An 11,416-nucleotide genomic window follows, 5' to 3' on the forward strand; every position below is an offset into this window, starting at 1 on the left:
AGCTATGAGACAGTAAAAAACGATAACAAAATTAAAAGCCCAGGGCATATAAGGACATGAGCATGAGAGCAGTGAAGGTGTACCCGGAAAGCTGGCCGTTGCATACGCCGTTTGTGATCGCCCGCGGCACCCGCAATGAAGTGGGGGTGGTGGTCGTTGAACTGGAAGAGCAGGGCGTCAGGGTGCAGGGTGAGTGTTCGCCCTATGCGCGCTACGGCGAAAGTGAAGAATCGGTGCTGGCGCTGATTAGCGGCATCATCCCGCGGCTCGAGCAAGGCATGACCCGCGAACAGCTTCAGCAGGTGCTGCCCGCAGGCGCGGCGCGCAACGCCGTCGACAGCGCGCTGTGGCAGCTGGAATCACAGCTCACCCAGCACAGTCTGTGGCAGCTGACCGCCGAGCCGGAACCGCAGGTTATCGCTATGGCGCAGACCGTCAGCATCGACGTGCCGGAAATGATGGCCAGCAGCGCGCTGGCCCTGTGGCAAAACGGGGCAAGGCTGTTAAAAATTAAGCTGGATAATCATCTGATTGCCGAGCGCCTGGTCGCCATCCGCGCTGCGGTGCCTCAGGCCACGCTGATTATTGACGCCAATGAGTCCTGGCATGCCGAAGGCCTGGCTGCGCGCTGCCAGCTGCTGGCCGATCTCGGCGTGGCGATGCTGGAGCAGCCGCTGCCCGCTGGCGAAGACGCGGCGCTGGAAAACTTTATTCATCCGCTGCCGATCTGCGCCGATGAGAGCTGCCATACGCGGCAGGATCTTCCGGGGCTGCGCGGCCGCTATGAGATGGTCAATATCAAGCTGGACAAAACCGGCGGCCTGACCGAAGCGCTGGCGCTGGCGGCGGATGCGCGCCAGCAGGGCTTTGATATTATGCTCGGCTGCATGCTTTGTACCTCACGCGCCATTCGTGCCGCGCTGCCGCTGGCCCCTGGAGCGCGATTTGTCGATCTCGACGGCCCGACGTGGCTGGCGGTGGATGCAGAGCCTACGCTGCCGTTCAGCTGCGGGCGCATCACGCTGTCAGCGGTGCCAGCGAAGTAGCGCCACCATCGCCGCCAGATAACGTTCGGTGGCTTCATCGGCTGAAATCGGCGGCAGTTCGGCGGTAATGCAGGGCAGGTTAAGGTCGGCGCACCAGCTGCCGAACGAACCGGGGGTGGCATAGCCGACGCTGGTCACCAGCGGCAGTTCGGTCTGCTCCGCCAGCCACTGCCCCAGCGGGCTTTCATGCGGGTCTTCAATGCAGGCCAGCGGTTCGTGGAAGGTGACGATCCACTGTGGCTTCAGCTGATGGATGAGCTGGCACAGCGCCTGAGTTTCAGGTTCTGAACCGGCGCGATCTCCGGTAGATAGCAGTACGTCCCGTTCCTCCGCCGCGCTGTTCCAGCGATAAACCGTGTCGCCATTTTGCCAGTTGGCCGCCGGGAAATTGCGGTTAAGGTCAACGCCATTGGCATTGGCGCGTAGCCCCAGCTGGCAGCCGTCCGGATTCACCGCCAGCACCACGTGATGGCGGCGATGCTGGTCCTGCAAAGAACGCATAGCGCAGGAAAGGGTGACCACGGCGGCGGTTTCGTCACCGTGGGTGCCGGCAAGAATTAACCCGCTTTCCTCATCCGCGGCCGGGGCAGGAAACCACAGCAGCGGTGCGCCGAGCAGCGACTGTCCGTACTGTTTTCCGTTGGTATCCAGGCGACCACGCAGCGGGCGGGGGTGAAGTAACGACATAATGGGCTCCAGAAAAAAGGCGTCATGCTGACACTATACTCAAATCAGCGTAGCAGAGAGTGGGTGGCAGGCAGTAAAAGAAAAAAGTGAGGCTTTTGACACAGCCCGTTGAAAAATATGCCTGTTCCACGACAAACTGCGCTACAGTTTCTGCAATATTTCAGACCCGCCGCTTATCGTCTGCTGCTGACAGCTAAGGATGTCTTTATGAAGAAGGCTTTTTCCGTTCCCGCGCTCGCCGTTCTGGCGCTGTGTATCTCCTCTGCCGCGCGCGCTGCCGACGTGCCACCCGGGACCCAGCTGGCGGCCAGCCAGGAAATTGTGCGCCATATTAAAGATGAACCGGCGTCGCTGGACCCGGTCAAGGCCGTGGGACTGCCGGAAATCCCGGTGATCCGCGATCTGTTTGAAGGGCTGACTAATCAGGATGCCAGCGGCAAAATCATCCCCGGCGTCGCCACCGGCTGGCAAAGCAACGATAACAAAACCTGGATTTTCACCCTGCGTAAGGACGCCCGCTGGTCCAACGGCGATCCGGTTACCGCCGACGATTTCGTTTACAGCTGGCAGCGTCTGGTTGACCCGAAAAATACCTCAACTTTCGCGTGGTTTGCCGAGCTGGCAGGTATTGAAAACGCCGGTGCCATCGTCAAAGGCACCATGACGCCTGACAAGCTGGGAGTGACGGCAACCGATGCGACCCACCTGAAGGTGACGCTGGATAAACCGGTGCCGTATTTTGTCAGCCTGACCGCGAATTTCAGCCTGTTCCCGGTACCGAAAAAAGTCGTTGAGCAGTTCGGCGATCAATGGACGCGCCCCGGCAATCTGGTCGGCAACGGCGCGTATCAGCTGGAAAGCCGCGTGGTAAATGAAAAACTGGTGCTGGTGCGCAACCCGAACTACTGGGACAACGCTCACTCGGTGCTGAATAAGGTCACCTTTGTGCCAATTAGCGAAGAGTCAAGCGCCACCAAACGCTATCGCGCCGGGGACATCGATATCACCGAATCCTTCCCGAAAGAGCTGTACGGCCTGCTGAAAAAACAGCTGCCGGGCGAGGTGTATACCCCGGATCAGCTGGGTACGTACTATTATGCCTTCAATACCCAGAAGGGGCCGACCGCCGACGTGCGCGTGCGTCAGGCGCTGTCGTGGAGTATCGATCGTAAAATCATCGCTGAAAAGGTACTGGGCACCGGGGAAAAACCGGCCTGGCACTTCACGCCGGACGTGACCGCCGGATTTACGCCGAAGGAAAGCTTCCTGCAGCAGCACAGCCAGGCAGATCTCAATGCGCAGGCAAAATCTCTGCTGGCGGCGGCGGGTTACGGGCCGTCGAAACCGCTGGACCTGACCCTGCTGTATAACTCATCGGAAACGCATCAGAAAATCGCTATCGCCGTAGCGTCGATGTGGAAGAAGAATCTGGGCGTCAACGTTAAGCTGCAAAACCAGGAGTGGAAAACCTACATCGACAGCCGCAACAGCGGTAACTTCGATATTATCCGCGCCTCCTGGGTCGGCGACTATAACGAGCCGTCGACCTTCCTCAGCCTGCTGACCTCGGCGCACAGCGGCAATATCGCCCGCTTTAAAAGCCCGGAATATGATGCGCTGATGGATAAAGCCAGCCGGGAAACCAGCGCGAAAGCGCGCAACGACGACTATAACCGCGCCGAGCAAATGATTGCCGAACGTGCGCCGATTGCACCGATTTATCAGTACACCAACGGACGGCTGATAAAACCGTACGTGAAGGGCTATCCGATTACCAACCCGGAAGACGTCGCTTACAGCCGCACGATGTATATTCTGAAGCACTGATCCGCTAAATCGGGAGTTGTATCACAATTCGGTAGCCAGGAACTTGTGAGTCGTAATCTATCCATTATCGTAGCAGGATTGGATTGTTACTGTAATCATACAGGCAAAACCTGATTGTCGGATTTTCCGGCGGTCAGGTTTTTTTGTTTTCGGGCCGGGAAATGAAAATAGCGAAAGTGTTAAATAATAACGTGGTGATCGTTCACGACGAACACGGCAATGAACAGGTGGTGATGGGGCGCGGTCTGGCGTTTAAAAAGCGCGCGAACGACGAACTGGACCCGCAGCTGGTGGAGAAAACGTTCGCCCTGAAAAGCCGCGAGCTGACCGGGCGTTTAAGTGAGCTGCTGTCTGAGATCCCCATTGAAGTGGTCATCACCAGCGAATGCGTGATAGCACTGGCGCGTCAGCAGCTGGGGACCGCACTGCATGAAGGGCAGGTCGCGATTGCACTGACCGATCATATTCATTTTGCCCTGGTCCGCCATCAGCAGAATCTGCCGATCCGCAACGTGCTGCAGTGGGAGATCCGCAGCCTGTATCCGAAAGAGTACGGCATTGGCCTGGCCGCGCTGGATATTATTGAAAAACGCCTGAAGGTAAGGATGAGCGACGATGAAGCCGGTTTCATCGCTCTGCATCTGGTCAACGCGCAGCTGGACAGCGAAATGCCGGCGGTGATGCACATCACTAAATTTATGCAGGAGATCCTGCACATTGTGAAATACCAGCTGCAGCTGGACTACCAGACCGACTCACTCAGCTACAACCGCTTTGTCACCCATCTGAAATTTTTCTCCCAGCGTATGCTCGGTAAACAGGGCGTTTACAGCGACGATGAGTCTCTGCACGACGTGGTTCGCGATCGCTATCCGCAGGCGTATAAATGCGTGGATAAAATCGATCGCCACATCATTAAAAACTACCAGTACAAGCTGGGCAGTGAAGAACGCATGTTCCTGACCATTCATATTGAACGGGTGCGCAAAGAGACGCTGGCGCTGGGTGAAAGCGACGACGAAGCCTGATATCAGCGGCGAAACGAAAAAGGGTGCTGGCAATCATGCCAGCACCCTTTTTTATGCCTCAGATACGGACCGGGTCGATCAGAAGGTGACCACCGTTTTCAGCCCGGTGACCCATGCATCCTGAGTTTCTTTCAGGCCGCCGGGGCGATGCCAGTACTGCAGTGCGGGCTGTAGTTCCAGCCAGGAGGTCACGCGCAGACGGTAGTACAGCTCGGCGTTCACCGAGTGGCCGGGCAGCGGGCTGTAGAGCGGGTTGCCGTATTCATCCACGCCCTGAATGTCGTTCAGCGCCTGCTGATTGTCGCGATAGTGATCGCTCATTTTGATGTAGCTGGCACCGAAACCAATCCAGTCATCCGGGCGCGCATCGAACAGGCCGTGATAGCGCAGGGAACCGGCCAGCGTGGCATGCATGTAGTTGCTGCGCTGGTCGCTCAGGCCGAGGCTCCATGAGGTGCTCAGCCCGCGCGTGGCGTCATCGGCGTGGCGGGTCAGCTGCTGATTAAAGCCGGTGTACAGGAACCACGTGCGGTTATAGCTGCGGTAGCCTTCCGGGTCATCGGCACCGCGTGACTGTGATTTGCCTTCGGACAGATCGTACTGTTTCGCATTGGTAAACAGCACGCCGACGTTATAGATCCCCGGCAGGTCGTTGACGTGGGTTTTCAGCTCCAGTTCAAGCGGCAGCAGCATCCCCTTACTGCCCTTCGTTGACCAGCTCCACGCGTGACTGCGGGCGGTGGCGTCAGGGTTCTGTTCCATGATGCCCCCCTTGATCGTCAGCTCGTCGGTCAGCTTATATTGCAGCGTGGTTCCCCAGTAGTGAACGTTCCAGTTATACCAGGTCATTGAGTTAGCGGATTTACCGCCGCACTGCGACAGCAGCTGGAAGTCGCACGGGATAATCTGGTCGAAATCCTGGTTTTTATTCATCATCCCGATACGCCATTGCAGGCGACGGTCATCAAAGGTACGCGAGAAGGTTAGCCAGCCCAGACGGGTAATTGACTGCCCGCCGTAGCTTTCCTGTGAAATATCGTTGAAATTAACCCGGTCGTCTTTTAAGCGCTTATTGGTCAGGCTGTCGTTGTGGTTACGATTAACGATATTTCCTTCAATTTTAGCATCGGGAATACCGGTCAGCTTTTCTAAATCCTGAGCGAAAGTTAATGAGAACTGGTCGATATAGGCGGCATGCTTATCGTGATTATATCCGCCACCGGCGTTATAGGAGACCTGGCTTAAATAACCTAAATTATAATGGAAGCCGTTATCTTCCAGAATAGGGCGAATACCCAGCATATCGCCCAGCAGCCCTTCCTGCGGGGCCTGGAAGCCCAACGCGGTGCCGTTCCACTCCTGCGCGTACGCGGCTGAAGTACTCATTCCAACGGCGAGCGCGATCAGCGCCAGGCGGTTCTTATTATTTAAACGCAGAGAGATATTGTTCATTTTTTATATTCATTCTGAAGGGTTAGGGCACGACAACGCCCCCTGTTCCCGTTATTGCGGAACAGTTTTTTATGGGGCGTTAATTAATCGGGCAGCGTCACTGCCCGGATAGTTTATTTCAGTGATTCGCCGTGAGTTTTAATCACGTCCTGATACCAGAAGAAACTTTTCTTACGGGTGCGGGTGAGGGTGCCGTTACCCTGGTCATCGCGGTCAACGTAGATAAAGCCGTAGCGCTTGGAGAACTCGGCTTTTGACGCGCTGACCAGGTCGATAGGCCCCCAGCAGGTGTAGCCCAGCACTTCTACGCCGTCATCGATCGCTTCGCGCACCTGAACCAGGTGATCGTTAAGGTAGGCGATGCGGTAGTCATCATTGATAGAACCGTCGGCTTCCACGGTATCGCGGGCACCCAGGCCGTTTTCAACGATAAACAGCGGTTTCTGATAACGGTCGTACAGCACGTTCAGCAGATAGCGCAGGCCTTCCGGGTCGATCTGCCAGCCCCATTCGGAACTCGCCAGATGCGGGTTCGGCACCATATTGAGAATGTTTCCACGCTCTTTCTGGTTCAGCTCTTCGTCGGTGGTGACGCAGCCGGTCATGTAGTAGCTGAAGGAGATAAAGTCGACCGGCTGGCGCAGGTCAATTTTGTCCTGCTCGGTAATATCCAGCGTAATACCGTTTTCCCGGAAGAAGCGGGTCATATACGACGGGTAATAGCCGCGGGTCTGCACATCGCCGAAGAACAGCCAGTCGCGGTTCTGCTGCAGCGTTTCCATCACGTCAGCCGGGTTTGGCGTCAGCGGATAGAGCATCGCGCCCAGCAGCATGTTACCGATTTTCCCTTCCGGGACGATCTGATGGCAGGCTTTTACCGCCAGCGCGCTGGCCACCAGCTGATGGTGGATGGCCTGATACACCGCCTGCTTGTTGCTCTCTTCCGGCAGACCGACGCCGGTAAACGGCGCATGCAGCGACATATTGATTTCGTTGAAGGTCAGCCAGTGCTTAACCTTGTGCTTGAAGCGCTCGAACACCGTTTCCGCATACTTCACGAAGCAGGCGATGGTGGTACGGCTACCCCAGCCGCCATACTTTTTGATCAGGCCGTACGGCATCTCGTAGTGTGACAGTGTCACTAATGGCTGGATGTTGTATTTCGCCATCTCGTCAAACAGGCGGTCGTAATAGGCCAGTCCGGCTTCGTTCGGCTGCAACTCGTCGCCTTCCGGGAAGATTCGGGTCCAGGCAATCGAGGTGCGCAGGACGGTGAAACCCATCTCGGCGAACAGCTTGATGTCTTCCGGATAGCGGTGATAGAAGTCGATGGCCACATCTTTAATGCCTGAGTCGCCAGCCTGGCGTTCCACGCGCTCGCCGAAAATACCCTGTGGCTGAAGATCCGAGGTCGACAGGCCTTTACCATCGGTCTGCCAGGCACCTTCAACCTGGTTAGCGGCAACCGCGCCGCCCCAGAGGAAATCTTGTGGGAAACGTTGAGTCATGATGGTTCTCCTTGTGAAAAATTATTTAATCAGCGCCAGCAGGGGCTCGCCTGCGGTCACTTCGCTTTGCTGGCTGGCAACCAGCACGTCGATATAGTCATCACTGTTGCTGACCAGCACCGGTGTGGTCAGGTCATAACCGGCGGCACGTATCGCCTCGATATCAAACTCCAGCAGCAGATCGCCGACGCTGACGCGATCGTCCTGGCTGACGTGTGTGGTAAAGTGCAGACCGTCGAGTTTTACCGTGTCGATGCCCACGTGGATCAGTACTTCCGCACCGTTATCGGCCTCAAGGCCAATGGCGTGACGGGTACGGAACAGCGAGGCAACGGTGCCGTTAACCGGTGACAGCACGCGGCCCACCGTAGGCTGAATACCCACTCCTTTGCCCAGCAGGCCGCTGGCGAAGGTTTCATCCGGCACCTGCTCCAGCTGCACGACTGCGCCTGTCATCGGGCTGGCGATCTGGGTTTTCGCCAGCAGATCGGGATTGACTACTGCCTGCGGTGCCGGGGCCGGAGCCTCTTCTGCCTTCGCGGCAGGCAGGCCAAACAGCCAGGTCGCGACGGCGGCAAAGACCAGAGCAATAATGGCACCGGCAAAGGAGGCCATCACGCTGGCGTCAAAACCGGTTTTCGGTACCACCTGGCTGAAGGTGAAAATCGACGGCATACCGAATGAATAAGAAGTGGTGTGCCAGAAGCCGAGCACCGCGGCACCCAGTGCGCCGCCGATGCAGCCGAAGATAAACGGACGGCGGTTCGGCAACGTAATGCCGTAGACCGCGGGTTCTGTAATACCAAACAGGCTGGCGCTGAAGGCGGAGGCGGCAATGCCTTTGGTTTTGGCATCGCGAGTGCGCAGCATCACGCCGAGTGTGGCACCGGCCTGGCCGAGTACGGCGGGCATCAGCAGCGGCAGCAGGGTATCTGAACCGATCACGCTGAGGTTGTTGATCATGATCGGCACCAGGCTCCAGTGCAGACCAAAGATTACGCAAACCTGCCAGAACGCACCGATAAAGGCCCCGGCGAAGGTCGGACTGAACTGGTAAATCGCCAGGTAGCCGTCCGCCAGCAGATGGCTGAGCCAGGTCGCCGCCGGGCCAATGACCATAAAGGTCAGCGGAATGGTGATGACAAGGCAGAGCAGCGGCGTGGTGAAGTTACGAATCGCGCCCGGCAGGCGGGTATGTACGGTGCGCTCCACCAGGCAGGAAAGCCAGGCGGCAAAAATAATCGGGATAACCGATGAGCTGTAGTTAATCAGAATGACCGGCACACCGAAGACGTGCAGCGGTGCGGCACCGCCTTGCTCGGCATTCAGAGCAGCCAGCATCAGCGGATGCACCAGTGCTGCGCCGATAATCATGGTGGTAAAGGCATTGCCACCGAATTTCTTGCCCGCGCAGTAGCCCAGCACCACCGGCAGGAAGTAGAACAGGGCATCGCTGGCGACAAACAGGATTTTGTACAGGCCGGCGTCTTCGCTAATCACATTCAGCGCCAGCGCCAGGGATAGCAGGCCTTTCAAAATACCTGACGCCGCCATCACGCCGATAAACGGGGTGAAGATGCCGGAAATAACGTCAATCAGGCGGGCAAACAGCGAGCCTTTTTGTTCATCGCTACCGTTACCGCTGCCGTCACCCAGGCCCGCTACGGACAGCAGCGCCTGATGAACGTCACTGACGTGATTGCCGATCACCACCTGATACTGGCCGCCGCTTTCCACGACCATAATCACGCCCGGGTTGTTCTTCAGCCCGGCGGTATCGGCTTTGCTGCTGTCCTTCAGTTTAAAACGCAGGCGGGTTGCGCAATGTATCACCGAACTGATATTTGCCTTGCCGCCAACCCCTTGCAGGATCTCTTCTGATAACGCCTGGTACTTCATCGTATGCTCCTGGTTCTGACATCTTGTCACGGGCCGTTACTGAATTCAGGCCAAAAAAAAACCTAAACAGCTTCAGACGGACCACGGTCCATGAAAAGCTGTTTAGGTTTTGCCTGAAATTCAGTAGCAATCCTGATTTGTTGACGCAAATAGTTCCTCAGTTACGGCAGGCTGACAAGGGGGGGAAACGGCAAAAACTGGATTTCGTGAGCGGGCTCACCTTTTTCCAGTCTGAGCCGTTGTTGGTCAACCTGCGATGCTGACGAACGACAGGCGGCAGCGTCATTGAGTTATTTTATTAATATAAACGAATAAACTTTGTTGATAAAAATGGCAGGAAGCAAAACGGTTTCATTCTTTTTATCTGGTGTGGCGATGATATTTTCTTTGTTGTCCGAGCCATGTGCTTTGTTATAAGTGCCAGTATAAAAATACAGTGATAGCGATATTTATGCACCGATTTGGTGCCGGTTGTTGTTTATTGGTGCGCATTTTAAATTCCGCAGTTAAATAATTTATTTTCAGGCGAGATCCAACCGCGGAATAGCTGAGTTTGTCATGAAACGTAAAAAGATGGCCCGCTAATTGCTTGATACCATCGGCCCCAAAGATGTGGCCCGCCTTTCAAACCTGTGCAGACAGCGCCGTCTGCGTGTCTCTGATTGCTTCCGTCCGTAACCCGGAAATCTTCTTATTAACATGACTACTTCACTTCGAGGGTGCTATGGCTATTAGTCGTCGTTCATTTATTCAGGGATCTGCAATATCTGCGTTGGGCATGGCAGCAGGCATTGCGCCAAAATTCAGCCTGGCGGCTGACGGTAAAGAGGCGATTAAAGTCGCCAGTATTCTGGACCTGTCCGGCGGTCTTGATATCTACGGTAAACCGATGTCGGATGCCATTAATCTTGCCGCCGAAGAAATTAACGCGGCAGGCGGATTACTGGGGCGTCCGGTGCAGGTCATTAATTACGATGCGCAGTCCAACATGCAGCTTTATGCGCAGTATGCCCAGCAGGCGGCATTAAAAGATAAAGTTGCGGTGGTCCACGGCGGCATTACCTCTGCTTCTCGTGAAGTGATCCGCCCGGTGCTGGACCGTTTCCGTTCTCTTTACTTCTATCCCGCGCAGTATGAGGGCGGCGTCTGCGACCGCAACTACTTCTCTTCCGCCTCAACGCCTGCGCAAACCGTGGAAAAACTGGTGCCCTACGCGATGAAAAAATGGGGCAAAAAAGTCTATATCCTCGCCGCGGATTACAACTACGGGCAGATCGTCTCGGCGTGGGTGAAAAAATTTGTTAAAGAAAACGATGGCGAAACCGTCGCCGTGGAGTTCTTCCCGCTGGACGTCACGGATTTCGGTGCCGCCATTTCAAAAATCCAGAGCGCCAAACCGGATATGGTCTGGTCTGCGCTGGTCGGCGGGGCCCATATCTCATTCTACCGCCAGTGGCACGCCTCGGGCATGAGCGGCAAGATCCCGATTGCCTCTACCGTATTTGGCGGCGGCAACGAACATATCATCCTGTCGCCGGAGGAAAGCAACGGCATTCTGGTCTGCGCCAACTATATGCAGGAAATTCCGACCCCGGAAAACAAAGCCTTTGTGGAAAAATTCCAGGCCCGCTACGGCAGCAGCGTGCCGTACATCAGCGATCTGGCGATGGGTGCCTATCAGGGCATGCTGATCTGGGCGGAAGGGGTGAGAAAGGCCGGTGATATCGACCGCATGAAGGTGATTGAAGCGCTGGAATCCGGCATTTCATTAACCTCGCCGAGCGGCCAGCTGATCGTCGATCCGGTGACCCATCACTGCACGCTGGATGTGCATATTGCCGAAGTGGAAAATCATCAGATGAAGATTCTGGAGACCTTTACGCGCCAGGCACCGGTCGACACCGCCATGGTCTGCGACTTGAAGAAAAATCCGCGTGATACCAGGCAATATCAGATTGAGTTGTAAGGA

8 protein-coding genes are annotated in these 11,416 nt (G+C 56.1%); 4 read left to right on the plus strand and 4 right to left on the minus strand.

The annotated features are described in order from the left end of the window. Positions 1–62 precede the first annotated feature (62 nt). Positions 63–1,046, plus strand: a complete 984-nt coding sequence (ycjG, locus tag JOE09_RS00955; protein WP_205064452.1) for an L-Ala-D/L-Glu epimerase — start codon at positions 63–65, stop codon at positions 1,044–1,046. Here ycjG and mpaA read toward each other — a convergent pair. Next, entirely contained in the window at positions 1,026–1,733 is a 708-nt protein-coding gene (mpaA, locus tag JOE09_RS00960; RefSeq protein WP_205064453.1) for a murein tripeptide amidase MpaA, read from the minus strand. The two genes, ycjG and mpaA, sit on opposite strands and share 21 nt — an antisense overlap. Positions 1,734–1,940: 207 nt before the next feature. On the opposite strand from mpaA, the gene JOE09_RS00965 reads away from it, so the two are divergent. Both JOE09_RS00965 and licT read left to right on the plus strand, forming a co-directional pair. Then, positions 1,941–3,560: a peptide ABC transporter substrate-binding protein gene (locus JOE09_RS00965; RefSeq protein WP_200559490.1), complete on the plus strand. Its 1,620-nt coding sequence runs from the start codon at positions 1,941–1,943 to the stop codon at positions 3,558–3,560. A gap of 161 nt (positions 3,561–3,721) precedes the next feature. After that, positions 3,722–4,588, plus strand: a complete 867-nt coding sequence (licT, locus tag JOE09_RS00970) for a BglG family transcription antiterminator LicT (protein WP_200543680.1) — start codon at positions 3,722–3,724, stop codon at positions 4,586–4,588. A gap of 78 nt (positions 4,589–4,666) precedes the next feature. On the opposite strand, the gene JOE09_RS00975 is transcribed toward licT, so the two are convergent. The 3 genes from JOE09_RS00975 to bglF form a co-directional block, all read right to left on the minus strand. Then, positions 4,667–5,974, minus strand: a complete 1,308-nt coding sequence (locus JOE09_RS00975) for a carbohydrate porin (protein ID WP_239552938.1) — start codon at positions 5,972–5,974, stop codon at positions 4,667–4,669. 179 nt (positions 5,975–6,153) lie between these two features. Then, positions 6,154–7,548 (minus strand): glycoside hydrolase family 1 protein, encoded by a 1,395-nt coding sequence (locus JOE09_RS00980; protein WP_205064455.1) that lies wholly within the window; start codon positions 7,546–7,548, stop codon positions 6,154–6,156. Between the two features lie 21 nt (positions 7,549–7,569). Next, a complete protein-coding gene (bglF, locus tag JOE09_RS00985; protein WP_205064456.1) occupies positions 7,570–9,447 on the minus strand; it encodes a PTS beta-glucoside transporter subunit IIABC in 1,878 nt (625 codons plus the stop codon). A gap of 724 nt (positions 9,448–10,171) precedes the next feature. Here bglF and JOE09_RS00990 point away from each other — a divergent pair. Continuing rightward, positions 10,172–11,413: an urea ABC transporter substrate-binding protein gene (locus JOE09_RS00990; RefSeq protein ID WP_205064457.1), complete on the plus strand. Its 1,242-nt coding sequence runs from the start codon at positions 10,172–10,174 to the stop codon at positions 11,411–11,413. Positions 11,414–11,416: the final 3 nt, after the last annotated feature.

Source organism: Pantoea coffeiphila, assembly GCF_016909495.1.
Classification (GTDB): domain Bacteria; phylum Pseudomonadota; class Gammaproteobacteria; order Enterobacterales; family Enterobacteriaceae; genus Erwinia; species Erwinia coffeiphila.

Bases quoted from the DNA above. Each gene is read 5' to 3' on its own strand.
- JOE09_RS00980 (WP_205064455.1), bottom strand. From the start codon at position 7,548: ATGACTCAACGTTTCCCACAAGATTTCCTCTGGGGCGGCGCGGTTGCC.
- ycjG (WP_205064452.1), top strand. From the start codon at position 63: ATGAGAGCAGTGAAGGTGTACCCGGAAAGCTGGCCGTTGCATACGCCG.
- licT (WP_200543680.1), top strand. From the start codon at position 3,722: ATGAAAATAGCGAAAGTGTTAAATAATAACGTGGTGATCGTTCACGAC.
- JOE09_RS00990 (WP_205064457.1), top strand. From the start codon at position 10,172: ATGGCTATTAGTCGTCGTTCATTTATTCAGGGATCTGCAATATCTGCG.
- mpaA (WP_205064453.1), bottom strand. From the start codon at position 1,733: ATGTCGTTACTTCACCCCCGCCCGCTGCGTGGTCGCCTGGATACCAAC.
- JOE09_RS00975 (WP_239552938.1), bottom strand. From the start codon at position 5,974: ATGAGTACTTCAGCCGCGTACGCGCAGGAGTGGAACGGCACCGCGTTG.
- bglF (WP_205064456.1), bottom strand. From the start codon at position 9,447: ATGAAGTACCAGGCGTTATCAGAAGAGATCCTGCAAGGGGTTGGCGGC.
- JOE09_RS00965 (WP_200559490.1), top strand. From the start codon at position 1,941: ATGAAGAAGGCTTTTTCCGTTCCCGCGCTCGCCGTTCTGGCGCTGTGT.